At 70.8% G+C, this 23084-nt stretch carries 23 protein-coding genes; 11 read left to right on the forward strand and 12 right to left on the reverse strand.

The window, feature by feature from the left end:
* Positions 1–101: 101 nt before the first annotated feature.
* Entirely contained in the window at positions 102–470 is a 369-nt protein-coding gene (locus ACSNOD_RS12350) for a hypothetical protein (RefSeq protein ID WP_436766913.1), read from the reverse strand.
* A gap of 164 nt (positions 471–634) precedes the next feature.
* Positions 635–1639 carry a hypothetical protein gene (locus tag ACSNOD_RS12355; RefSeq protein ID WP_436766914.1) on the reverse strand — a complete coding sequence of 335 codons (1005 nt, stop codon included), beginning with the start codon at positions 1637–1639 and terminating at the stop codon, positions 635–637.
* Positions 1640–2002: 363 nt separating this feature from the next.
* Here ACSNOD_RS12355 and ACSNOD_RS12360 point away from each other — a divergent pair, with 363 nt between their 5' ends.
* Positions 2003–2344, forward strand: a complete 342-nt coding sequence (locus tag ACSNOD_RS12360) for a hypothetical protein (protein WP_436766915.1) — start codon at positions 2003–2005, stop codon at positions 2342–2344.
* 120 nt (positions 2345–2464) lie between these two features.
* Here ACSNOD_RS12360 and ACSNOD_RS12365 read toward each other — a convergent pair whose 3' ends face one another.
* The gene (locus ACSNOD_RS12365) at positions 2465–3865 is read right to left on the reverse strand and encodes an MDR family MFS transporter (RefSeq protein WP_436766916.1); all 1401 of its coding nucleotides are present in this window, start codon (positions 3863–3865) and stop codon (positions 2465–2467) included.
* 113 nt (positions 3866–3978) lie between these two features.
* On the opposite strand from ACSNOD_RS12365, the gene ACSNOD_RS12370 reads away from it, so the two are divergent.
* Positions 3979–4740 (forward strand): phosphoglyceromutase, encoded by a 762-nt coding sequence (locus ACSNOD_RS12370; protein WP_436766917.1) that lies wholly within the window; start codon positions 3979–3981, stop codon positions 4738–4740.
* Positions 4741–4818: 78 nt separating this feature from the next.
* On the opposite strand, the gene ACSNOD_RS12375 is transcribed toward ACSNOD_RS12370, so the two are convergent.
* The 6 genes from ACSNOD_RS12375 to ACSNOD_RS12400 all read right to left on the reverse strand — a co-directional run bounded on the left by ACSNOD_RS12375 (position 4819) and on the right by ACSNOD_RS12400 (position 10090).
* A complete protein-coding gene (locus ACSNOD_RS12375) occupies positions 4819–6054 on the reverse strand; it encodes a tyrosine-type recombinase/integrase (protein WP_436766918.1) in 1236 nt (411 codons plus the stop codon).
* Positions 6055–6227: 173 nt separating this feature from the next.
* On the reverse strand, positions 6228–6470 hold the full coding sequence (locus tag ACSNOD_RS12380) for a helix-turn-helix domain-containing protein (RefSeq protein WP_436766919.1): 243 nt from the start codon (positions 6468–6470) through the stop codon (positions 6228–6230).
* On the reverse strand, positions 6467–8086 hold the full coding sequence (locus ACSNOD_RS12385; protein ID WP_436766920.1) for a DNA primase family protein: 1620 nt from the start codon (positions 8084–8086) through the stop codon (positions 6467–6469). The genes ACSNOD_RS12380 and ACSNOD_RS12385 overlap by 4 nt, the downstream gene beginning before the upstream one ends.
* Positions 8083–8559, reverse strand: coding sequence for an HNH endonuclease (locus ACSNOD_RS12390; RefSeq protein ID WP_436766921.1), 477 nt, complete (start codon positions 8557–8559; stop codon positions 8083–8085). Before ACSNOD_RS12390 ends, ACSNOD_RS12385 begins: the two co-directional genes overlap by 4 nt.
* 2 nt (positions 8560–8561) lie before the next feature.
* Positions 8562–9347 (reverse strand): hypothetical protein, encoded by a 786-nt coding sequence (locus ACSNOD_RS12395; protein ID WP_436766922.1) that lies wholly within the window; start codon positions 9345–9347, stop codon positions 8562–8564.
* Complete coding sequence (locus tag ACSNOD_RS12400; protein WP_436766923.1) at positions 9344–10090, reverse strand: hypothetical protein; 747 nt, start codon at positions 10088–10090, stop codon at positions 9344–9346. Before ACSNOD_RS12400 ends, ACSNOD_RS12395 begins: the two co-directional genes overlap by 4 nt.
* 201 nt (positions 10091–10291) lie before the next feature.
* Here ACSNOD_RS12400 and ACSNOD_RS12405 point away from each other — a divergent pair, with 201 nt between their 5' ends.
* Entirely contained in the window at positions 10292–10705 is a 414-nt protein-coding gene (locus tag ACSNOD_RS12405; protein ID WP_436766924.1) for a GntR family transcriptional regulator, read from the forward strand.
* Positions 10706–10815: 110 nt separating this feature from the next.
* Positions 10816–12063: a helix-turn-helix domain-containing protein gene (locus tag ACSNOD_RS12410; protein ID WP_436766925.1), complete on the forward strand. Its 1248-nt coding sequence runs from the start codon at positions 10816–10818 to the stop codon at positions 12061–12063.
* A 1734-nt stretch (positions 12064–13797) separates the two neighbouring features.
* On the opposite strand, the gene ACSNOD_RS12415 is transcribed toward ACSNOD_RS12410, so the two are convergent.
* Both ACSNOD_RS12415 and phoU read right to left on the reverse strand, forming a co-directional pair.
* On the reverse strand, positions 13798–13941 hold the full coding sequence (locus tag ACSNOD_RS12415) for a hypothetical protein (protein ID WP_436766926.1): 144 nt from the start codon (positions 13939–13941) through the stop codon (positions 13798–13800).
* A 139-nt stretch (positions 13942–14080) separates the two neighbouring features.
* Positions 14081–14758, reverse strand: coding sequence for a phosphate signaling complex protein PhoU (gene phoU, locus ACSNOD_RS12420; RefSeq protein ID WP_436766927.1), 678 nt, complete (start codon positions 14756–14758; stop codon positions 14081–14083).
* 313 nt (positions 14759–15071) lie between these two features.
* Between phoU and ACSNOD_RS12425 the strand changes: the two genes are divergently transcribed.
* Together ACSNOD_RS12425 and ACSNOD_RS12430 are read left to right on the forward strand one after the other, a co-directional pair.
* A complete protein-coding gene (locus ACSNOD_RS12425) occupies positions 15072–16316 on the forward strand; it encodes a sensor histidine kinase (protein ID WP_436766928.1) in 1245 nt (414 codons plus the stop codon).
* A gap of 109 nt (positions 16317–16425) precedes the next feature.
* Complete coding sequence (locus ACSNOD_RS12430) at positions 16426–17106, forward strand: response regulator (protein WP_436766929.1); 681 nt, start codon at positions 16426–16428, stop codon at positions 17104–17106.
* A 107-nt stretch (positions 17107–17213) separates the two neighbouring features.
* Here the strand turns inward: ACSNOD_RS12430 and ACSNOD_RS12435 are convergent, their stop codons facing one another.
* The gene (locus tag ACSNOD_RS12435) at positions 17214–17948 is read right to left on the reverse strand and encodes a DUF461 domain-containing protein (RefSeq protein WP_436766930.1); all 735 of its coding nucleotides are present in this window, start codon (positions 17946–17948) and stop codon (positions 17214–17216) included.
* Between the two features lie 755 nt (positions 17949–18703).
* On the opposite strand from ACSNOD_RS12435, the gene ACSNOD_RS12440 reads away from it, so the two are divergent.
* The 5 genes from ACSNOD_RS12440 to ACSNOD_RS12460 form a co-directional block, all read left to right on the forward strand.
* Entirely contained in the window at positions 18704–19186 is a 483-nt protein-coding gene (locus tag ACSNOD_RS12440; protein ID WP_003953493.1) for a CarD family transcriptional regulator, read from the forward strand.
* Between the two features lie 291 nt (positions 19187–19477).
* The gene (gene ispD / locus ACSNOD_RS12445; protein WP_436766931.1) at positions 19478–20227 is read left to right on the forward strand and encodes a 2-C-methyl-D-erythritol 4-phosphate cytidylyltransferase; all 750 of its coding nucleotides are present in this window, start codon (positions 19478–19480) and stop codon (positions 20225–20227) included.
* Positions 20217–20750, forward strand: a complete 534-nt coding sequence (gene ispF / locus ACSNOD_RS12450; RefSeq protein ID WP_436766932.1) for a 2-C-methyl-D-erythritol 2,4-cyclodiphosphate synthase — start codon at positions 20217–20219, stop codon at positions 20748–20750. The genes ispD and ispF overlap by 11 nt, the downstream gene beginning before the upstream one ends.
* Before the next feature lie 136 nt (positions 20751–20886).
* Complete coding sequence (gene cysS, locus ACSNOD_RS12455) at positions 20887–22281, forward strand: cysteine--tRNA ligase (RefSeq protein WP_436766933.1); 1395 nt, start codon at positions 20887–20889, stop codon at positions 22279–22281.
* A gap of 185 nt (positions 22282–22466) precedes the next feature.
* Positions 22467–23084 (forward strand): TrmH family RNA methyltransferase (locus ACSNOD_RS12460; RefSeq protein ID WP_436766934.1); only part of this gene is annotated, 618 nt, incomplete at its 3' end.

Below are 23084 nucleotides of genomic sequence, written 5' to 3' on the forward strand. Positions count from 1 at the left end.
CGCGCCACAAGCAACGTGACCGTGGTCGTCGCGCAACCCGCCCGGAGGGCGCACGTCACGGACGACCCACAACGTGGACGTCGCGCGAACCGAGCCGGAGGCTACCCCGTCGCGCCCTGCTGATCCGCGACACCCACCGGCGACGCCGCAAACGGAAGGACGGCGGCCTCCGCTTGCTGCGTCAGGGGGTCGCCCACCGGCCCGGCGACGGCGGGCGCAACCGCACCCGCGGCGGGCCGCCCGGGCCGGAACAGGTCCCACGCCACGAAGAGCGCGGCGATCGCGATGGTCGGCCAGATCCGCTGCTCGCCGATGCGCTCGGTCAGCCAGCCGACGGCGACGTAGAGCAGGGCGGGGATGGCGTACATGCCGCGCGGCACCCGGAAGCGCGCGCTGACCTCCGGCGGCGGCAGCGGCCAGGGCCGGCGGCGGGTGGGCACGGATTCGATCGGCGGCTGCGGCGTCGCCATCGTGAGCTCCTTCGGGTGCGGGACGGGCGATTGAAGGTGCGGAACGTACGAGAGGTGCGGAACCTGCGAGACGTGCGAGACGTACGGGTCGTACGGAACGCTCGGGCGGAGCCGCGGCACGGAGGAACGGAGCCGCGGCGCGGAGACTCGGCGCGGCGACCCGCTCATGCCAGCTGCCGGTCGAGCCGGTCTATGGCCAGCCGCTCCCGGCCGATGAGCAGTTGCGGAAAGCGCGGGTCCTCCCGCAGCGCGGTGAGCATCCGCGCGGCCGTCTCCCAGGAGCACCACGGCTCCGTGGCGATGCCCAGCGGCCGTACGGCGAAGTCGCTGGCCGCGGCGACCAGGAGGATCGCCGAGTCGAGCACATGCGCGGCGGAGTGGACCCCGACGGGAAGCGCGCCGCGGACGACCGCGTCGGCGATGCCGGCGCCGGTCTCCTTGGCCAGGGTGGGGTCGTCGAGCCGCCGGTACCACGCGCACTCGCGGGTGTTTCTCGGCTGGGGGATCAGGACCTTCCCCGTGGCCTGGGCGACTCTGCCGTCGACGTCGCGCGGCTCGTACCGCCAGCCGCCCCGCGCGTCCATCCGGTACGTGCTGCCGAAGTCGGCGACGAGCGCGTTGCGCGGGGTGATCACCGCCGTCGCGAGCCGGCGGTCGCGCACGACCAGCAGGGAGATGGAGAGGGTGAAGTCCGCGCCCACGGCGAGCCAGTTCTCCAGGGAGCCGGCGACGGCCATGGTGAGCACGGGCCGGTTGGCCTCGACGCAGGCGCGGGCGCGGGCCCGCATCTCCTCGCGGGAGTGGTCGAGGTCGTTGAGCAGGGTCAGACCGTGCCGGTGGTGGCGCGCCATCGCCTGCTCCAGGTGCATCACGAGCCGGCGGTGCAGGGCCCTGCCCTCGCGCGCCCAGTGCGCGCTGGCGGCCGCGGCGCCGCGCGGCTCGGCCGGGGGGAGGTCGGCGGTGATGGGCTGCTGGGTGAGGAGGGCGATGCGGTCCTCGGGGGCGCGCGGCGCGAGGTCGAGGGAGTCCTCGATCGAGTAGCCGGCGCGGCTTGCGTCGAAGGTACGGATGAGTTCGTGCCGGACGGGCTCGGCGCCCGTCATGGCTATCGCGGTCACCTCGGTGCAGGGCGACGGATCGTCGCTGTTCAGCGCTTGGTAGCTGGCCACCGCAAGACCTCCGTGCGAACGGGACTCCAACGTGCGCGAGCTTTTCAGCCACACCCTACAACTGACCGCGAGGAGCGAAGTGTTGATGTTGGGCAGGCAGTAGTGCGGTAGTACTCACATCCAGATTGCCGCACTGCACACAGTGAAGCTCTCCGGGATGATTTACGGCACTCTTACGTTCCGAAGTGCTGATGTCTCAACTCCCCCGAGGGTACGCTTACATGGTCGGGCAGCACGCCCGGCGTCGCACTGGACACGGGGGACCGGTGCGCCCAGACGACGTGTCCTTTGTGGGAGGCTGCCGCACCAGGACCGGAACGCGTCGGCATCCCGCGGGCACTTTTGCACAAGGGGAGGACCGCAGTGGCCGAAGAATCTCAGAGGCGCAATCGCCGGGAAGACAAGCCGAAGCCGATCGTGGTCAGCGTCCGCTTTCCGGATCTGCTGCTCCAACAGGTCCACGCGTACGCGGCGGTCATGAACACCACGGCCAACGCGTTCATCAGGGAAGCCGTTGCCGACAGCCTGCGCGAGAAGATCAGGACACCGGAGTTCAAGGCGGCCACCGAGGCGCACCTGAGGCGCGCCCAGGCCACGGTGGCCGTGCTCGGGGTGAATCCCGATCCGCACAGCGGGTCCGGCGCCGCCCCGGCGGACGGCGGGGCCGCGGAGACCACGGAGGACGAGGGCCGTGACGTGGCATGAGGGCCGGACCGGCCGGCCCGTGAGACCCGTGCGCTCTCCGGCTTGGTGGTTATAAGGAGCGAGATGCCGACGGCGGGGTCCGTACGCTCCGGGCCCCGCCGCCTCCGTACGCGACCTCTGTCACGCGCGGGCCGACGCCTCCGGTGCCCCGGAAGTCCCCGCCGAGGCCGACGCCTCCGGTGCCTCGGAAGTCCCCGCCGAGGCCGGCGTCCCCGAAGTCCCCGCCGGTCCCGGCGCCTTCGGCGACTCGGCGGCGCCCTCCCCGCGCCTTTCGACCTTCCGCATCAGCAGCGCGTAGCCGAGACCCGTGACCGTGCCCACCAGCGCGCAGCCCAGCCAGAGCGCGTCCCGGCCGTACCGGTCGATGACGTGGCCGCCCACCAGCGGCGCCACGAGCGCGGCCACCGACCACGACATCGTGTACACGCCCTGGTAGCGCCCCCGGCCGTGGACCGGCGAGAGCCGCACCACCAGCCCCATCTGGGTGGGCGAGTTGACGATCTCGGCCAGCGTCCAGACGCAGACGGTGAGCGCGTACACCGCCAGCGAGTCCGCGAAGGCCGTCAGCCCGAAGCCGTAGCCGGCGACCAGCGCCGAGATCACCAGCAGCCGCCCGGGGTCGCGGTGCTCGATGAACCGGGTCACCGGCAGCTGGAGCAGCACGATCAGCACGCCGTTGACGGCGATCACCAGTCCGAAGTCCGAGCTGGAGAAGCCGGCCTCGCCCATCGCCACCGGCAGGGACACATAGGCCTGGGAGAAGATCAGCGAGATCAGGAAGGACAGCCCGACGACGCCCATGAAGGGCCCGTCGCGCAGCACCGAGCCGAGCCCGACCGCCGCCGCTCCGCCGGAGCCGTCCGCCGCGCCGCCGCCTGAGCCGTCCGCCGCGGCGCCACCGGCGCCGGCTGCCGCGCCCGCCCGCTCCGGCCGGGACTCCGGCAGCTTGACGAAGACGAGGATCGCGCAGGCCAGCGTCATCACGGCCTCGCCCAGGAAGCCCGCCCGGTAGCTGTGTTCGGCGATGAGGCCCGCGGCCACCGAGGAGAACGCGAAACCGAGGTTGATCGCCCAGTAGTTGAGGGCGAAGGCCCGCACCCGGTCCTCGGGCGCGACGATGTCCGCCATCATCGCCTGCACGGCGGGCCGGGAGGCGTTGCTGGCCGCGCCCACCAGGAAGGCCACGACCGCGATCGCGGCCGGGTGCTCCATGAAGCCGAGCAGCGCCACGGTCAGCGCCGTGGCCGTCTGGGAGATCATCAGCGTGGGGCGGCGGCCGAGCCGGTCGGTCAGCACGCCGCCGACCACGGAGGAGATCACCCCGCCCAGCCCGTGCAGGGCGGCGACCAGGCCCGCGTAGGAGGCGGAGTAGCCGCGCTCCACGGTCAGGTAGAGCGCCAGAAACGTGGCGACGAACCCCCCGAGCCGGTTGACCAGGGTCGATGCCCACAGCCACCAGAAGGCGCGCGGCAGCCCCGAGACGCTGGCGCGCACGCCGCGTCCCAGCCTTGATATGGACATGCTGTTCCCCCGATGACCCCGACAGCCGAGCGATGTAAGCGCCACATGGCGGAGGCGCATGTTACCGGCGTCCCGGGCCGAGGACCAGCGAATATTCGATTAGGCTCGTTGCCATGGCCGACGCACCGTACAAGCTGATCCTCCTCCGCCACGGCGAGAGCGAGTGGAACGCGAAGAACCTCTTCACCGGTTGGGTGGACGTCAACCTCAACGAGAAGGGCGAGAAGGAGGCCCGGCGCGGCGGCGAGCTGCTGACCGCCGCGGGCCTGCTCCCCGACGTCGTGCACACCTCGCTCCAGAAGCGCGCGATCCGCACCGCGCAGATCGCCCTGGAGGCGGCCGACCGGCACTGGATTCCGGTCCACCGCTCCTGGCGGCTGAACGAGCGGCACTACGGCGCGCTCCAGGGCAAGGACAAGGCTCAGACGCTCGCCGAGTTCGGCGAGGAGCAGTTCATGCTGTGGCGCCGCTCGTACGACACGCCCCCGCCGCCGCTCGAGGACGGCACCGAGTGGTCGCAGAGCGACGACCCGCGCTACGCCACCATCCCGCCGGAGCTGCGGCCGCGCACCGAGTGCCTCAAGGACGTCGTCGTCCGGATGCTGCCGTACTGGTACGACGGCATCGTCCCGGACCTGCTCGCCGGCCGCACGGTGCTGGTGGCCGCCCACGGCAACTCGCTCCGCGCGCTGGTCAAGCACCTCGACGGCATCTCCGACGCCGACATCGCGGGCCTGAACATCCCCACCGGCATCCCGCTCTCCTACGAGCTCGACGCCGACTTCCGCCCGGTCGTCAAGGGCGGCACCTACCTCGACCCGGAGGCCGCGAAGGCCGCCATCGAGGCCGTGAAGAACCAGGGCAAGAAGAAGTAAGTTTTGTGATCATGCCCCTCACCTGCGCGTTCAGTGCAGATGGGGGGCATTTCACAGCCCTGGGCCCGCTGTGGGCCCTCAGTGTCCGGGATCTTGCGGTCGGAGTGCCCGGCTGAGTGCCTTCCGGGCGCGGTCCCGGCTGCTGGGCATGAGGTGCGCGTACACCTTCAGAGTCAGGCCCGGGTCGGAGTGCCCCAGGTACTCGCTGACGGCCTTGATGCTCTCCCCGGCGTCCAACAGAACGGACGCGTAGAAGTGCCTTAGCGCGTGCATGCCATGCTCGCGGGCGGCGGCGTGCTCTCGGCTCTTGGCCTTGGGGATGACGCCCGCCTTGGCCAGCGCCGGCTTCCAGTGGTCCTCGTTCAGCGACGTGCGCCAGACGTGGCTGCCGTTGGGCCCGCTGAAGATCAGGTGCTTGGTCACGGGTTGGCCGTTTGCTCGCATCCACGGCAACGTGACCTTGACGGGCGGGAAGCGCTCTATGTGCTCCTTGAGCGCTTCTGCCACGGGATCGGGCAGAGGGACATCGCGGAGCTTGCCGCCTTTCGGGGGTGCGAACACGGGCTTGCTCACGCTGAGCTTGAGTTGCTGCACCACGTGCAGGGTGCCGCTGTCGAAGTCCAGCTCATCGACGCTCAGCCCAAGGATCTCGCCCTGTCGCAGGCCGCATCCGGCCCCCACGTCGACCAGGGGGCGGAACCGTTCGACCATGGCGGCGCGCACGGCGAAGACGCGTTCCGGCTCCCAGGGAACGACACGGCGCAGGCCCATCTCGGGGAGCGTTACCGTGCGCGAGTTGCACGGGTTCCGGCGTAGGTAGCCGTCTTCCACCGCCGCACTGAGGACGGCACGGACGTTGGAGAAGATCACGCGGGCGTACGCGCCGGACATGCCGGACGCTTCTAGCTGCGTCACGAACTCGCGAATGTGGCTCGGCTGGAACGATCCGAGAGGACGCGCCCCGATGCGCGGGAAGGCATGCAGCCTGAGTTGGGACTGCATCGAAGCACGGGTGTTCGGGTCCCCGCTCTGGCTCGCGAGCCACTCTTCCGCGAACTCCTGAAAGGAGGTCCGGGAGGCGTTCGGGTCGATGTAGTCGCCGCGGGCCACGTCCGCAGTGATTTTGCTCAGCCACTGCTCGGCGAAGCGCTTCTGCCCGTCGGCGAAGGACTTGCTCTTGCGGTTGCCGTCGGGGGCGAAGTAGCGGGCGCGGTAGCGCATGCCCGTGCCGTAGCGCTCGGTCTTGACTCGGACGGTCTTGCCGTCGGCGTTGGTCTCGGTCTTGTACCAGCGGTCTTGGATACTGCCTGCCATGGTCAGGCGTGTCCCTTCAGGAGGTGGGTGGTAGCGGCCATCCGGCCGGTTTGCGGGTGCGCTGGGGAAGGCCCGCTACTTGCTGCGGGCCTGGTCACCGGCTGTTTGGAGTGCTAGCGGGGTTGCTACCGGTAGCTGTGGGCGTGCTACCGGTAGCAACCTCCGGGGAGCCGTCAGGCGGCTTCGAGCGCGGTCTGCTCGGCGACCCAGCGGGCCACGGCGGCGGGGTCGAAGCGCAGGTGCTTGCCAACGCGGAAGGCGGGCGGGCCGATGCGCTTCCGGCGCCACTGGTAGACCGTCTCGACGCTCGGCAGGCTGAACATGGTCACCAGGTCCTCGGGGGTGAGGTACCGGTCCGGCAGGCCCCCGCGAAGAGTGGTGGGCGGTTCGGTGCTCGGCTGGTTGGCGTTGCTCATGACGCCTCCCTCGCGGCGGCAGGGGTGCAGGTGCGGTGGGCGGTCTGGCCGGGTTCGAGCGGTTCGAAGAGGCGTCCGCATCCGGCGCATAGGGGCAGCCCGTCAGATGACGCCTGCAATGGCGTGAGTCCCGTCTCAACCCGCCTCAGCGCCTGCCCGCGGTCCGTGAGACGGGCTGAGCCGGGACTCAGGGAACGGCAACCGTCGGCCGTGAGCGCGATCCCGCTGTACGTGGGGACCTGCCGGCCGTCCGCACCGCGCGGCCGGGTACGGCGCACCTGCGGGACGACGGATTGCAGGTTGCGGCCCATCATCGCCTTGGTGCCGGGGCGTACGCCGTTGTCGTCGGCCCACTGCCGCCACGCCGCCCACAGCTCTTCGGCGGTGACCTCACAGGCTGGGCCGGTCACGCAACACTCGCGGACGAATGCCGAGGTGGGAGAGGCCGTGTCCTGCATGGTGGTGACCGCTTCCAGGGAGGACGGCGGCACCGTGAGGCGGCCGGTAGCTTCCAGACGGGCGAGCCCATCCAGAGCCCAATTGAGGATGCCGGGCATCTCGGCGGTGAGCTTGTCCGTCAGTGCGGTGTCCTCCCTGCCGAGCCAGGACACGGTCATGTTCAGCACGACGAACCGACGGGCGATGACCCCCGAGGCGTCGCCGAAGTTGGGCAGCTCGTTGGACAGGATCATCAGACGGGTGGGGAGCTTGCCCGTCCACGGGTCCTTGAACTTGCGGTCAACGTCGATGGTGTCCTCACCGCTGATGGTCAGCAGCCGTTCCACGACCTGATGACCGTCGCGACCGGTCAGCCGCGCGTCGGCGATGACCGCGAGCGACTTGCCCAGCAGCGGCGAGAGCCCGAAGTTGCTGCCGAGACTGGCCAGCGTCGGCCCGGCCATGTTGCCCTCACCGACCAGTCCGGCCAGCACGCGGGCGATGGTGCCCTTGCCGGAACGGGTCGGGCCGACGATGAGCAGGATCTTCTGTTGGTCGGTGCGGCCGGAGAGCACGTAGCCGAACCACTCTTGCAGTGCCGCGATGGACGCCGAATCGTCGGGCCACACCTGCCGTAGGAACGCCTCCCAGGTGGGCGCGATCGCGTCCGGGTCGTAGTCGAACGGCACCGACACCAGGTTGAAGAACGCCGGGGTCAGGTCCGTCAGGGTCCGGTCGGCGACCCGGAGCAGGCCGTTCATGCACGCCACGATGGGGCTCCCCATGCCATCGGCCGGCGGGGCGTCCGAGCGGCGTAGCGCGTCGGTGGGCGCATCGATCCATGCCGGGGCGTCGATGGCCGGGGCCAGGTGGGCCACGGCGGCGATGGCCTGCATGAGGTCGGCGACCTTGCGGATGTTTGGGGCCCACGGACGCTGTTCCGGATCGCCCTTGGGCGGGACGTGTTCATATACGGCGTGTTCCAGCTGCTTGTAGAGGCTCGCGCGGATCTCCTGTGAGTCCAACTCGCGCCAATGCGAGTAGTCCCAACACATCCACGTGCCGCGCCAGTGCCGCAGGGTGAGGATGCCGTGGTTCTGCCACTGGGGAGCCAGGTGGCGAGCGACGGCCATCGGGTTGGTGGGCGGAGGGACCGGGGTGGGGGTGTCATCGGTCATGCCGCCTCCTCGATCGGCCGCGCGCACACCTGCACCGGTCGCGGCGTGCGCAAGCAGTCGGACCGCGTGATCAGACGCGATGCCAGGGCGTGTCGCGGGGTGTGTCGCGGGGTGTGTCGCGGGTCGTCACACAGGTCAGGGGGCGACCGACGATCGATCGGACCGGGCGTCCACACGGCCTCATATGCCGAGTGGTTGGCGTGGGCGAGTCGGGCCAGCAGCGGCCGGAGGGCGGGGTCGGCGGTCGGCCGACTCGGGTCGGCCTTGGCGTTGTTGCAGTCGAGGCACGCCAGAGCAAGGGCCGTGACGGTCCACGTGCGCCACAGCGAGTGAGGCACGATGTGGTCCAAGGTGGCCTCCCGTAGGTCGCCGAACGGGCGGCGGCAGTAGGCGCAGCGTTGCCCGTGACGGCGGGCAAGCTGTTCCTTGCGGATGCGCCGCCGTGCGGAGTTGAGGGCCTGCTTGTGCGTCATGCTCACCACTCCGCCCGCATGGGCCGCAGCCACCGCCGGTCCGGGCCCGCCGGCGGGGTCAGCCCGATGAGGTAGTCGCCTGCGTCGGGCCGCACGATCAGCGGTGTGGGCTGGCGCGTGTCGAAGCAGATCAGGTCGAAGCAGAACCGGCGCCGGTGATAGTCCGGCAGTGCCTGTTTGTACAGCCACTCCCGCTGTCGGTCCCGGTCGACTCCGCGCAGTTCTCCGACCATGGTCTTGCCCAGCCGGATCAGGGTCTCGGTCGGGACCTGCGTCACGCCCTGATGCAGCGCGCGGGATAGCAGCAGGGGCCAGCGGGGGAGCTTGTGGAAGTCGGCCTGCCGGTAGCGGTGCAGGTCCGACAGGTACAGCGCCACGGCCGCTTCCCCGGCTGTCATCGGCCGCGCGCGGGCCCCGGCGTACCAGAACGACAGGGCGAGCCGGTAGGCGAAGCGGCGGCAGTCGCGCACCTCGGGAAACTCGTGTGCGTCCAGTCCGGCGAAGGTGCCGGTGACCTCAGCGACCCCGGCCGGCCCCAGCGTCCGCACCGCGGCGGCCAACGCGACGTGAAGGGTGTCGGTGTCCGGGACAGGGATAGCGAAGTCGTCGGCGCAGGTCTCGAACAGCGCCGCCGCAGTCTCGTTCACGCTCAGCTCCAGGCCATCCACTGGGATGGTGGGGAAGTCCTCCCCGTCCCGGCGCCGGTCCAGCAGCGGCAGTGAGACGATGGGCGCCGCCTCGGGCGTGACGTGTGCGAACAGCGCCTGCATTCGCGTGGTGGCGCTCATGCCCGGCCCTCCCGAACGGCCTGGATGCGGGCCTGCCAGCGGGCGGCGGCGTTCCGCCTGTTCGGGGCCTCCGGCGGCGTGGCCCCCACCGCGAAGCTGCCGTCGTCGAACCAGACCATCAGCGGGCGCGGACCTTCGGCGCAGCGGTTGACGGCTACCTCGAAGCAGAACCGGCGCCGGTCGGTGTCCGGCATCGCGGTCCGGTAGGCGGCGGAGAGCTCATCTCGCAACGCCCACGACAGACCGAACTCGCGCTCCGCATCGGCGCCAAGCGTCACCACGGCCCGGATGCCCAGGTACGCGATGCCCTCCGCCAGATGCCCGTCGACGTCGGTGGCGGGCAGCCATGTTTCATCCCGGTCCTGCATCGGCAGGTCCGAGGCGTACAGGGCGGGGGCCATCAGGTACTGACTGATCTCCTCGGACAGGGCGCCCTCGTACCAGTGCTCCACGCACAGCCGGTAGGCGTAGTTGAACGCCAGCTGTACCGCGCGGTCGTCCTCCGGCCGGGCCTCCAGGCTGGGAATCCGGGCGTCGAGTTCGGCCACGCCGTGCTCATCCACCGCGCGCTCCAGCGCGGACAGCAGCTGCCAGTCCACCGGCAGGGCGGGCAGCGTGTCGAGCTGGGCGAGCAGCCCGGCCGCGGCCTGCTCGCGCGTCAGCTCCACCGAGCCGATCGGAATGCGCGGGAAGGTCTCACCGGCACGGCGCCGCTCCACCAGCGGCACAGCTGTGACCTGCACGGTAGGCGGTTTCACGAGAGTGACAGGCATGATGGGAGTGCCCCTTCGAGGGTCCGGGAGCGGCGGTCTGACTTGGCGGTTGGGACGCCGCTCCGTGGTTTCTGCGGAAGTTGCGCATGACCTAGGCTGGCCTAGCTGTCCTAGGCTGTCAACCCTTCTTGCCTAGGTGTCCTGGGTTGACCTAGGCAGTAGCCTGGCGGCATGGCCCTGAAGACTGATGACCCGAGACCGCCATACGTGCAGGTGGCGGACACCCTGCGCAGCGAAATCCGGGCGGGGAAGATTGCCCCGGGGCAGAAACTGCCTTCTGTTCGGCAGCTGTCCGAGCGATTCGGTGTCGCCAAGATGACCGTGGACAACGCCTTGAAGGTGCTGAGGGGTGAGGCGCTCGTGTCGACGATGCCGACGAGGGGCACCTTCGTCCGCAACCTTCCCGAGGGAGAAGGGCAGCCTCCTTCCGGACAGTCGGAAAACGCCGAAGTCCTCCAGCGGATCGACCATCTCGCCTCCCAGGTTGAACGCTTGACGGAACGCGTGGCACAGCTGGAAAGCCGCCTGCAAGGCGCGGTTCCTGCGTGCTCAACCATCGGGAAAGACGGCGCTCATCACGAGTGACAGACGTGGTGGCAGGCCGGTGACAGGGCTGGTGTCACCTGTGTGTCACCCCCTCGTGTCCAGGTAATTCGCACTGCAAGACTCGGACTACCGATCCCGAGGAGAGCGATGTGAGCCAAGACAGGCCCGCATGGGCACGGCGCATGACAGCAGAGCGGGAAGCCCGCGGCTGGTCGCAGGCGGACGCGGTAAAGGCGATGGCTGCCCATTCGCCGAAGAAGCTCCCAGACAACCCGAGCATGCTCCGTCAGTGGAAACGCTGGGAGTCCGGGGAGGTCATGCCGAGCGACCACTACCAGCCGCTCATCGCCCGCACGTTCGGCACGGTCACGCACGCACTCTTTCCGCTCCCCGGACGCCGTGACGGCAACTCTGAGATTGCCGTAGCCAGCGGCATGGAGACGCTCGACATTCTGAGTCGACTGCAAGCGTCCGACGTGGACAACGCAACGATGGATGCGCTCAGCATCACGGTCGACCGGCTGTGCTCTGAGTACCCATATATGCCCAGTGATCAGCTGCTGATCGAAGGGAGGCAGTGGCTCAGGCGTGTCGCTGGCCTCCAGTCCCAGAAGCTCACGCTCGCCCAGCACCGTGAGGTCCTGGTGATGGCCGGCTGGCTCGCTCTGCTCGTTGGCTGCGTCGAGTACGACATGGGCGCGAGACAGGCCGCGGAGTCCACGAGGAAGGCGGCCCTCTCCCTGGCAGGAGAAGCGGACGCAGCCGAAATCGCAGGTTGGGCCCATGAAATGCGAGCCTGGTTTGCCATCACCACGGGTAACTACCGTGGGGTGCTGGCCGCAGCCGAGGCGGGTGGAGAGGTGGCCGCACGTCGTGGCGTCGCCGTCCAACTCGCAGCACATCAAGCCAAGGCATGGGCTCGACTCGGTGACCGTCGACAGGCGGAGGTGGCGCTGGACAAGGGACGCCGCCTGCTCGAAGACATGCCCTATCCGGAGAACCTGGACCACCACTTTGTTGTGGACCCGTCGAAATTCGACTTCTACGCGATGGACTGCTACCGGGTGCTCGGGGAGAACCGTCTCGCGCGGACGCTCGCTGACGAGGTGGTCCGGGCAAGCACGGACTTCGACGGGACCGAGCGCATGCCCATGCGTATCGCAGAGGCCCGCATCACGCTCGGCGTTGTCGCGGCCAGGGAAGGCGACGTTGAGCAGGCCGTCGACTACGGGGAGTGGGCCCTACGAGGGGACCGCCAGTCGCTGCCCTCCCTGCTCATGCCGAGCCGTGAGCTGGCCTCGCTCGTGAAGAAGCAGTTCCCGGACGCGCCGGCCGCGCGTGCCTACTTCGATCATCTGCAAGAGTTGGCAGCCCCGTCGGGTCGTAACTCCTCATAGCCGCTCCTTTGATGCTCTAGCGAGCGTCCGAAGGAGCCTGGCGAAACAGGGGTTCGGACATAGGGAGCGGCCTACGGCCGCCCGCCCTTTGGCTCGCTGCGCTCGCGGTCGGCCTCCGTCGGGGTTCGGCGCCGTGCCCCAGTTCGGCAGGTCTGTCCAGGCAGCCGCGGACCGTCAAGATCTCACCTACCGGAGAGATCGGACCGCACTCGTCTACATCCACCCCGCCCACAACCGAGCCCATCACGCTCAGCTACTGGGTAGTGGGCAGCCGGGCGCTCCCCACTACCCACTAGGTACCCCAACGCCCCCGTAACCGCCTCTCATCAGCGCGCCTTACTGGGGCCCCATTACCCACTACCCAGTAGCCACGCCCCACTGCGGCCACACACCGTAACCGGCAGGCGCTCGGCGACTACATTCGAGCCGGGCGCTCAATCGCTGACGGCCGCCATGCCATGAGTCGCGTCTCGACGCGACTCATGGGCCGCTGGGTGGTACCGAGACGGGATGAGACGGGACTCACGGCATCGCAGGTGCCATCTGAGAGTGAGCGCCGGACGGCTTTTCAGGGGGGCCCGCGGCCATCCCCCTGAAAAGCCTTGGGAACCCACGAGCGCGGGAGCGGCCCGGCGGCGTCTGCCCACCTCTGCCGTCTCCCCCCTTGGAAGGCGCTCAGGCGGCATTCCAAGGGGGCGCAGGACCGCCCCTGGATCGCCGTCCAGCAGCCGCGGCCGACGGGCCACGCCTTCGTCTTCGAGCTGCTTGTAGACCTTGTGGACGTAGGAGGTGGAACGGGTGGAACGCCGGGCCGCGTCCGGGATCGTGGCCCCGTCCACCCAGCACGCGCGAATGATCCGCGCGGCCTCCTCGGCCGGGAGTTTCACCACCCGCTCGCCCCGCGGAGCGGACGAGGAGGAAGACGGTGGAACGACCGGGATATGCACCCGGCTTCCACCACAGATGACCAGCGACAAACGCCCCACCCCACAGACCCCGCAGCCGGGAACGCCAGGGGAGGAGAGAGACGGGGGAAGCTGGGGGAACGCTGGCGTCTTCCACCTGCGCTTCCACCCGGGCGTCGGCGGCGTCAGCCTGTGCGGCGCGAGGAGGGAAGAGACCACCGGCGCGCGGCCGGGGTGGTCTCTTCCTCTCCGCCGGCGCAGTCAGCACACGGCGTCGGCCGCGACGACGAACCACCGCGAGCGCAGCGAGCCAAAGGGCGGGCGGCCGCAGGCCGCTCCCTCTTGCCCTTCCCTCCGACGTGGGAGCCTCCGGGCGATAGCAGCATGGGGACCCCCCCTCGAAGCCCGTATCGGGCCGATTGCGGGGTCTGCGAAGGTGGGCTGCTATCCGCTAACGTGCTGGTCACTTGCGGTTTTGGCCGCTAGCGGGGTCGCTAACGTTAGCGACCCCTGCCGCTATCGGCAGCGGGCCTAACGACTGCAGGGGACGCTCGGACGGCACCCGCCGGGCCGGGCCCACTCCGGGCCCTCCGAGGACGACCGATGACGACAGGGAACGACCACCAACGACCGCCCGACCGCAGGTCAGGCGAGGTGTAGGGCCTTCTGGCCAGCACCGAAAAGCGGGCTTGCCAGACCCAGGGCAAGAAGAAGTAGGCACGCGCGCCGAGGCGCGCGGCGCGCCGGCCCGTGGGCCCCTGACGCGCGCGAGGGCCCCGTCCATCCGATGGACGGGGCCCTCGACCGTGAGGTGGTGCCGCGTGGCCGGTCAGCCGCAGCCTCCGCCGCACTGGCAGGGGCCGCCGGACTGGCAGCCGCAGCCGCACCCCGGGCCGCAGCCGCAGCCGGACGCCCTCACGACGGCCGGGTCCGGGCGGTGCTCACGGTGCTTGACGGTGGGGGAGTCGCTCATATGAATCCCTCCTCAGCGGGCGCGATGCCTACCTGCCCACTGGATACCGGCCCGTCACGGCCCGTCAACGGCGCAGTGGACGGCGCACGAGCGCATCCACCGGGGGCACGGCAGCGGCCCGCCCGTACGGCCCGTGCCCTCAGGCGCCCTCGACCGTCGTGGGCGGAGCCAGCTCGTCCGCGTGCTCCCCGGTGACCAGGTAGACCACGCGCCGGGCCACCGACACCGCGTGGTCGGCGAAGCGCTCGTAGTACCGGCCCAGCAGGGTGACGTCCACGGCCGTCTCGATGCCGTGCTTCCAGCGGTCGTCCATCAGGTGCTGGAAGAGGGCGCGGTGGAGCAGGTCCATCGCGTCGTCGTCCTGCTCCAGCTGGAGCGCCAGGTCCACGTCCTTGGTGATGATCACCTCGGCGGCCTTGGCCATCAGCCGCTGGGCCAGCTGGCCCATCTCCAGGATGGTGGCGTGCAGGTCGCCGGGCACCGCCGAGTCCGGGAAGCGCAGCCGCGCCACCTTCGCGACGTGCTGCGCCAGGTCGCCCGAGCGCTCCAGGTCGGCGCTCATGCGCAGGGACGTCACCACGATCCGCAGATCGGTGGCGACCGGCTGCTGGCGGGCCAGCAGGGTTATCGCCCGGGTCTCCAGGTCGCGCTGGAGAGTGTCGACCTTCTCGTCGGCCGCGATGACGTTCTCCGCGAGCTTGAGGTCCGCGTCGAGAATGGCCGTGGTGGCCCGGCCGATGGCGGAGCCGACGAGCCTGGCCATCTCGACCAGGCCCTCACTGATCGAGTCCAGCTCCTCGTGGTATGCGTCCCGCATGCGTGTCCTTCCATCGCTTCCTTGAGCCGCCCTTGGTGCCCAGGAGTCCAGTGGCCCGGTGGACCGGCACCGCGGTCCCGCCCCGGGCGGGGGCTGATAATCCCAGCATCCACGCTGTGGCCAGTACGCGTCCCGCGCACTCCCCGGCAGTGAATCGGTGCCGACATCGAGGTGAACTCTCGGCAACGCCGGTCATACCCGGCCGGGCCACCGTGAACCGGCCACGACTCCCGGGTGAACTCTCGGCAACGACTGTTCGAGGTGCCACCCGGATGGCTGTGGATCGGGCCCGGACCACGCATAACCTTGAGACATGGACGTGAACGCGGCGGTCGCCGCAGCGGCCGCGATCGCCGGTCTGTGCACGGGCGTCATCGCGATGCTGGCGTTCCGCTGGAGCGAGCGGGAACAGGCCAGGCCCACCCGCAGCTCCCTGCACACCGACGCCGTACTGCCCCCGGGCGTCGACACCGTCCTGTCCGTCCTGCGCTCCTCCGCCGTCGTCCTCGACGAGGCCGACAGCGTGGTGAAGGCCAGCTCGGCCGCGTACGCCCTCGGGCTGGTGCGCGGCGGCAAGCTCGCCGTGGAACCCATGCTCCACATGGCCCGCGACACCCGGCGCGACGGAGAGATACGGCAGGTCGAACTGGATCTGCCACGCCGCGGCACCGGGCGCGGCGAGGCCCTCGCGGTCTCCGCCCGGGTGGCGCCGCTCGGCTCCCGGCTGGTCCTGCTGCTGGTCGAGGACCTCACCGAGGCCCGTCGGATAGAGGCGGTGCGCCGGGACTTCGTGGCCAACGTCAGCCATGAGCTCAAGACCCCGGTGGGCGCGCTGTCGCTGCTCTCCGAGGCGGTGATGGACGCCTCCGACGACCCCGAGGCGGTCACCCGCTTCGCCGGGCGGATGCAGATCGAGGCCACCCGGCTGACCAACCTGGTGCAGGAGCTGATCGACCTCTCGCGGGTGCAGAACGACGACCCGCTGGAGGACGCGGAGCCGGTGCGCGTGGACGAGCTGGTCGCCGAGGCGATCGACCGCTGCCGGCACCAGGCGGGCACCAAGCAGATCACCATGGCCGCCGGCGGCACGGCCGACCTCTACGTCTGGGGCAACCGCGGCCAGCTCGCGGCGGCCCTGGGCAACCTCGTCGAGAACGCCGTCAACTACAGCCCGGCCCGCACCCGCGTGGGCATCGCCGGCCGCCGCATCTCCGCCCCCGGGGGCGATCTGATCGAGATCGCCGTCACCGACCAGGGCATCGGCATCTCCGAGAAGGACCGGGAGCGGATCTTCGAGCGGTTCTACCGCGTCGACCCCGCCCGCTCCCGCGCCACCGGCGGCACCGGCCTGGGCCTCGCGATCGTCAAGCACGTGGCCGCCTCGCACGGCGGGGAGGTCACGGTGTGGAGCGCCGAGGGCCAGGGCTCCACCTTCACCCTGCGGCTCCCGGAGGCCGGCCGCGTACGGGACCGGGAGCCGGCCCGCACGCGCGGCGACGGCCGGCCGCACGAGTCCTTCACCGACCCCTCGCTGCCCACCTCGGAGGTCCTGCCGTGACCCGACCGGCCCCGGCCCCACCGACGTCCCGACCGGAGGTCGCCCGCATGACCTCGGAGCCCCGACGCTCTGCGTTGTTCCACCCTGAGACCCGACCGGAGGTCCTCCCGTGACCCGTGTTCTCGTCGTCGAGGACGAGGAGTCGTTCAGTGACGCGCTGTCGTACATGCTCCGCAAGGAGGGGTTCGAGGTCGCCATCGCGGCGACCGGGCCCGACGCGCTGGACGAATTCGAGCGCAACGGCGCCGATCTGGTGCTGCTCGACCTGATGCTGCCCGGCCTGCCCGGTACGGAGGTCTGCCGGCAGCTGCGCGGCCGCTCCAATGTGCCGGTCATCATGGTGACCGCCAAGGACAGCGAGATCGACAAGGTCGTCGGGCTGGAAATAGGTGCGGACGACTATGTGACCAAGCCGTTCTCCTCGCGGGAGCTGGTCGCCCGCATCAGGGCGGTGCTGCGGCGCAGGGGCGAGCCGGAGGAGGTCGTCCCGGCGGCCCTGGAGGCCGGCCCGGTCCGCATGGACGTGGACCGCCATGTGGTCACCGTCGCGGGCGGCAAGGTCGATCTGCCGCTCAAGGAATTCGACCTGCTGGAGATGTTGCTGCGCAACGCGGGGCGGGTGCTCACCCGGATGCAGCTCATCGACCGGGTGTGGGGCGCGGATTACGTCGGCGACACCAAAACCCTTGATGTTCATGTCAAGCGACTGCGGGCGAAGATCGAACCGGACCCGGGAGCGCCGCGCTATCTGGTGACGGTGCGCGGCCTGGGCTACAAGTTCGAGCCGTAGGAGGCGTGCGGCCCGCGGAGGCCGCGAAATCCGCGGGAGGCGCTTCCAGCGCGAGGGCCCGGAAAGCCGAAGCTTTCCGGGCCCTTGTGCGTGCCGTGCGGGGCGGGTCAGTGACCGGCGCCGTGCCCGTCACCCTTGGCGGCGTCGCCCTTGGCCGCGTCACCCGCGGCCGCCGAGGCCGAGGAGGAGGACGCCGGGGAGCCGGACGCCGACGCGCCCGGGGCGCCCGCCGCGCCCGAGGGCGAGGAGGAGGGGGAACCGGACGGCTTGCCCGAGGGCGAGGAGGCGTTCGGGCCGGCCGCCGGCATCTCGGTGGGGCCGAAGTCCTTGAAGTAGCTCTTCGCCGGGAAGACGAACGCCGTCAGCTTGATCTGGCCCGTCTCGCTGAAGTCGAAGGTCACCGGCTTGGCGTCGCCGTCCTTGCCCGCGTCCTTGCCGTTCTCGACGACCGCGGACGCCCGGTCCCGGCCACCGATGACGAGCTGGCCGCCGGCCGGCACGGTCAGCTTGTCGCTGCCCTTGGCGGGGGTGAGCTTGGCCTTGGCGCCGCCGTCGAGGGTGACGGCCTCCAGCGTCTCGTCCTTCTGGCCGTTGTTGAAGATCGTCACCGACAGCACGGCGGGACCGTCGCCGCCCTTGGGCTGGGTGATGACATTGGCGTTCTGGATCTTGATGGACCCGACGGAGGTGGCGGCGTTGTCCGGCTTGACGCCCAGCGTGTCCGCGTTGTTCCCCGCCGCGCAGGCGGTGAGCGAGGCGATCGAGAGGACGAGGGCGGCGGCGGCGAGAACGCCGCGGCGACGGCTGGGGGCGCCCCCGGTCGAGGAGTGGGGGAGGCTCACGGCGGCGGCATCTCCTAGGACGAGCTACGGCGGCCGAACGTCTAGCCCGGTCGCGGGTGGACTTGCGGGGCGATGGCGCGAAAAGCGCCTGCCCGAGGGTGTTTCAGCGGGCCTTAGGTTACCGAGCCGTTCGGTCGCGGCCGCACCCGACCCGCCCCACCTGCTCCTCTCGACCCGACCCGCCCAACCGCCGGTGTTGACGATGCACTCTCCGTAAACCCCTGGCGATGCCTTTCGGCCGCCCCGGAGCCGCCTTCCAAGATCATTGAGTCGGACCCCGATCGGCGCAAACGGAGGTACGCCGATGCGTTCATCCGGAAAGCAATGCGCGCCACTCCCGACACTCGCCCGGAATTGATCACTCGCGAGAGAAGTCCGGAAGGGGTGAGCGATGAAGTCGATCGCGAAGTGAGTGAGGAAGTGATCGGCTTGCGGTCGACTTCCGGATGATCAATTCTGGAATCGCGGCCCGATGGCCTCGGGGGGCCGAACGGAGTAGCGGAAGTCAGCCGCCCGGAGTCCGGCAAAACGGGACGTTCATCCGTCTGCGCCGCGCCGGCGGAAGGTGTAACGTACGCGTTTCTCCCCGCCCGCAGAGCCGCTCCGACCTGCGAATACCCGCCTCCCCGGGGGCGTCGAAGCACGTTCCGGTTGCAGTTGTCAAGCCCCGAGATATGCCCTGACCTGCGAAAACGCCATTCAGAACAGGGCGTTCCCGTGTTACCCTGGATAGCCACGGAAGGGGTACCTGTCACATGACGTTCAAGGTTGGCGACACCGTGGTCTATCCCCATCACGGGGCCGCGCTGATCGAGGCCATCGAAACTCGCCAGATCAAAGGCGTGGACAAGACCTACTTGGTGCTGAAGGTTGCCCAGGGTGACCTGACGGTTCGCGTGCCAGCGGACAATGCGGAGTTCGTCGGCGTGCGCGATGTGGTCGGCCAGGACGGGCTGGACCGGGTCTTCGAGGTGCTGCGTGCGCCGTACGCGGAAGAGCCGACCAACTGGTCCCGACGCTACAAGGCAAATCTTGAGAAGCTCGCCTCCGGCGATGTGATCAAGGTCGCCGAGGTCGTCCGCGACCTGTGGCGCCGCGAGCGCGAGCGCGGACTGTCCGCCGGCGAGAAGCGCATGCTCGCCAAGGCCCGGCAGATCCTGGTGAGCGAGCTCGCCCTCGCGGAGAACACCAACGAGGACAAGGCCGAGGCCCTCCTCGACGAGGTCCTCGCCTCCTGACACGCCGATGCCGCGGTGCCCGAGTGACGACGCCCCAGGACGCGTCGCCGGGCGCTGCGGCATAGACGCGTACCCACCCGCCGTCGCTGTCCGCGACGGCCTGGTCACGAGCGCCGGCCCGGTCACCCCGAAGACGAACCGGGGACGCCTCGGCGCCCCCGCGCAGTGGCGTGCCGGGCCCGGGCAACTCGCTCGACCAGTTGTCACGGAAGGGACCGGTCGGGGCAGCGCGCCCGGCACGCTCTGGCCATACCCATATCGGCCGAGGAAACAAACCTGAACGCTCAACGGATGTCACGCGAAGTCCCCGCCGCTCCCCGCACCGCGGCGGTCGTCCCCGCCGCCGGCCGCGGTGTCCGTCTGGGCCCCGGCGCCCCCAAGGCACTGCGCACGCTGAGCGGCACGCCCATGCTCGTCCACGCCGTACGGGCGATGGCCCGCTCCCGGGCCGTCTCCGTCGTCGTGGTCGTCGCCCCGCCGGACGGCGCCGCCGATGTGCGCCGCCTCCTCGACGGGCACGCCCTCCCCGGGACCACCGAGATCCTCGTCGTCCCCGGCGGCGAGACCCGGCAGGAGTCCGTCCGGCTCGGCCTGGCCGCGCTCCCCGCCGACGTCGACGTCGTCCTCGTCCACGACGCGGCCCGCCCCCTGGTGCCCGTGGAGACGGTCGACGCCGTGGCCGCCGCCGTACGGGCCGGGGCGCCCGCCGTCGTACCCGCGCTGCCCCTCGCCGACACGGTCAAGCAGGTCGAGCCGCGCGCCGCCGGTGAGCCCGAGCCCGTCGTCGGCACGCCCGAGCGGGCCCGGCTGCGCGCCGTGCAGACCCCGCAGGGCTTCGACCGCGCCGTCCTCGACAAGGCCCACGCCACGGTCGTCCTCGGCGGCGAGGGCGCCACCGACGACGCCGGCATGGTGGAGCGCCTCGGCGTCGAGGTCGTGGTCGTGCCCGGCCACGAGGAGGCGTTCAAGGTCACCCGCCCCCTGGACCTCGTGCTCGCCGAGGCCGTGCTCGCCCGCAGAAGGACCACCGATGGCTACTGACCCCCTGACCGCCGAAGCCGCCGAGCCCGTCGGCCCCGGCCTCCCCGCCCTGCCCCTGGTCGGCATCGGCACGGACGTCCACGCGTTCGAGGAGGGCCGCGAGCTGTGGTGCGCCGGCCTGCACTGGGAGGACGCCGCGTACGGGCTCGCCGGGCACTCCGACGGCGACGTCGCCGCCCACGCCGCGTGCGACGCCCTCTTCTCCGCGGCCGGCCTCGGCGACCTCGGCGCGCACTTCGGCACGGACCGCCCCGAGTGGGCCGGCGCGTCCGGCGTCGCCCTGCTCGGCGAGGCCGCGCGGATCGTGCGCGCGGCGGGCTTCGAGATCGGCAACGTCGCCATCCAGGTGATCGGCGTGCGGCCGAAGATCGGCAAGCGCCGCGAGGAGGCGCAGAAGGTCCTGTCCGCGGCGGTGGGCGCGCGCGTCGCCGTCTCCGGCACCACGACGGACGGCCTCGGCCTGACCGGCCGGGCGGAAGGGCTCGCGGCCATCGCCACCGCGCTGGTGGTCCCCCGCGGCTGACCCGCCGCGCCGCGCGCTCCGGGACGGTGCGCGCGGCGGTCCGCGGTCACCACCGCCCGGGGGCGTCACGCAGTGGTCCGCGCCCACCACCGCCCGGGGGCGTCACGCAGTGGTCCGCGCCCACTACCCTTGACGCGTGACCATTCGCCTGTACGACACCAGCGCCCGGCAGATCCGTGACTTCACCCCGCTCGTCCCGGGCTGCGTCTCGATCTATCTGTGTGGCGCGACCGTGCAGGCCGCCCCGCACATCGGCCACATCCGGTCGGGGCTGAACTTCGACATCATGCGCCGCTGGTTCGCGTACCGCGGCTACGACGTGACGTTCGTCCGCAACGTCACCGACATCGACGACAAGATCATCGCGAAGTCCGGGGAGCAGGGCCGCCCCTGGTGGGCGATCGGGTACGAGAACGAGCGCGCGTTCAACGACGGGTACGAGGCCCTCGGCTGCCTCCCGCCCACCTACGAGCCGCGCGCCACCGGCCACGTCCCCGAGATGATCGAGATGATGCGCGGGCTCATCGAGCGGGGCCACGCGTACGCCGCCGACGGCAACGTCTACTTCGACGTCCGCTCCCACGCCGGCTACCTCTCGCTCTCCAACCAGGACCTGGACAACCTCCTCCAGCCCTCCGGCGAGGGCGAGACCGGCAAGCGCGACCCGCGCGACTTCGCCCTGTGGAAGGCGGTCAAGCCCGGCGAGCCGAGCTGGGAGACGCCCTGGGGCCGCGGCCGCCCCGGCTGGCACCTGGAGTGCTCGGCGATGGCCCACAAGTACCTGGGCACCGCCTTCGACATCCACGGCGGCGGCATCGACCTGATCTTCCCGCACCACGAGAACGAGATCGCCCAGGCCGAGGCGTACGGCGACGACTTCGCCGCGTACTGGGTGCACAACGCCTGGGTCACCATGAGCGGCGAGAAGATGAGCAAGTCGCTCGGCAACTCGGTGCTCGTGTCCGAGATGGTCAAGCGCTGGCGGCCCATCGTGCTGCGCTACTACCTGGGCACCCCGCACTACCGCTCCACGATCGAGTACAGCGAGGGCGCGCTGCGTGAGGCGGAGTCCGCCTTCGCCCGCATCGAGGGCTTCGTCCAGCGCGTGGTCGAGCTGGCCGGCCCCGTGGCGCCCGCCGCCGAGGTGCCGCCGGCGTTCGCCGAGGCGATGGACGACGACCTGGGCGTGCCGCAGGCGCTCGCGATCGTCCACACCACCGTCCGGCAGGGCAACAGCGCCCTCACCGCCGACGACAAGGAGGCGGCGGTCGCCCGGCTCGCCGAGGTCCGTGCGATGCTCGGAGTGCTGGGTCTCGACCCGCTCGACGAGCACTGGGCCGGCGGGGCCGGCGGCGACGACCTCCACGGCGTGGTCGACTCGCTGATCCGGCTGGTCCTGGACCAGCGGCAGGCGGCCAGGTCCCGCAAGGACTACGCCACGGCCGACGCCATCCGTGACCGGCTCCAGCAGTCCGGGCTCGTCATCGAGGACACCCCGGCGGGGCCGCGCTGGGAGCTCGGCCCGCGCTGACGTCCGGGCCGGGCTGATCTCCGGGCCGGGCCGCCCCCAGGGCGGCTCGGCCCGACAGCCCGTTCGATCGCCCCGGCGATCGACCGACGACCCACCCGCCGACCGGGCTCCCCGGGCGGCGGGCCCCCGTTCTTCCGTACGCTTTCTTACGTACGTAGGTGAGCAGTAAGAGATAGGTGACCCCCATGGCCGGCAACAGCCAGCGCAGGAACCGCCGCACGTCCAACAAGAAGGGCGCGACGGTCGGCAGTGGCGGCAAGCGGCGCCGTGGCCTGGAGGGCAAGGGCCCGACGCCCCCCGCCTCGGCCCGCAAGGGGCATGTGAAGAACCGCGTGGCCAACGCGAAGGCCAAGCAGTCCGCGGCGCGCCGCCCGGCGCCGCGCCGCGGCGGCCCCAAGGGCACCGCCGAGCTCGTCGTGGGCCGCAACCCCGTCGTCGAGGCGCTGCGCGAGGGCGTGCCGGCGAACACGCTGTACGTCCAGCAGTTCATCGACAACGACGAGCGGGTGCGCGAGGCGCTCCAGCTCGCGGCCGACCGCGGCGGCATCAACCTCATGGAGGCGCCGAAGCCCGAGCTCGACCGGATGACCAACGGGCTCAACCACCAGGGCCTCGTCCTCCAGGTGCCGCCGTACGAGTACGCGCACCCCGAGGACCTGGCCGCCGCCGCGTTCGACGACGGCGAGGACCCGCTGATCGTCGCGCTCGACGGGGTCACGGACCCGCGCAACCTCGGCGCGGTCGTGCGGTCCGTGTCCGCCTTCGGCGGCCACGGGGTCGTGGTGCCGGAGCGGCGGGCCGCG

Source organism: Streptomyces sp. URMC 123 (genome assembly GCF_051386515.1).
Lineage (GTDB): Bacteria > Actinomycetota > Actinomycetes > Streptomycetales > Streptomycetaceae > Streptomyces.

Coding starts and splice junctions, on each gene's coding strand:
- ACSNOD_RS12350 (WP_436766913.1), bottom strand. CDS start 470: ATGGCGACGCCGCAGCCGCCGATCGAATCCGTGCCCACCCGCCGCCGG.
- ACSNOD_RS12365 (WP_436766916.1), bottom strand. CDS start 3,865: ATGTCCATATCAAGGCTGGGACGCGGCGTGCGCGCCAGCGTCTCGGGG.
- ACSNOD_RS12370 (WP_436766917.1), top strand. CDS start 3,979: ATGGCCGACGCACCGTACAAGCTGATCCTCCTCCGCCACGGCGAGAGC.
- ACSNOD_RS12375 (WP_436766918.1), bottom strand. CDS start 6,054: ATGGCAGGCAGTATCCAAGACCGCTGGTACAAGACCGAGACCAACGCC.
- ACSNOD_RS12380 (WP_436766919.1), bottom strand. CDS start 6,470: ATGAGCAACGCCAACCAGCCGAGCACCGAACCGCCCACCACTCTTCGC.
- ACSNOD_RS12385 (WP_436766920.1), bottom strand. CDS start 8,086: ATGACCGATGACACCCCCACCCCGGTCCCTCCGCCCACCAACCCGATG.
- ACSNOD_RS12390 (WP_436766921.1), bottom strand. CDS start 8,559: ATGACGCACAAGCAGGCCCTCAACTCCGCACGGCGGCGCATCCGCAAG.
- ACSNOD_RS12395 (WP_436766922.1), bottom strand. CDS start 9,347: ATGAGCGCCACCACGCGAATGCAGGCGCTGTTCGCACACGTCACGCCC.
- ACSNOD_RS12405 (WP_436766924.1), top strand. CDS start 10,292: ATGGCCCTGAAGACTGATGACCCGAGACCGCCATACGTGCAGGTGGCG.
- ACSNOD_RS12415 (WP_436766926.1), bottom strand. CDS start 13,941: ATGAGCGACTCCCCCACCGTCAAGCACCGTGAGCACCGCCCGGACCCG.
- phoU (WP_436766927.1), bottom strand. CDS start 14,758: ATGCGGGACGCATACCACGAGGAGCTGGACTCGATCAGTGAGGGCCTG.
- ACSNOD_RS12425 (WP_436766928.1), top strand. CDS start 15,072: ATGGACGTGAACGCGGCGGTCGCCGCAGCGGCCGCGATCGCCGGTCTG.
- ACSNOD_RS12440 (WP_003953493.1), top strand. CDS start 18,704: ATGACGTTCAAGGTTGGCGACACCGTGGTCTATCCCCATCACGGGGCC.
- ispD (WP_436766931.1), top strand. CDS start 19,478: ATGTCACGCGAAGTCCCCGCCGCTCCCCGCACCGCGGCGGTCGTCCCC.
- ispF (WP_436766932.1), top strand. CDS start 20,217: ATGGCTACTGACCCCCTGACCGCCGAAGCCGCCGAGCCCGTCGGCCCC.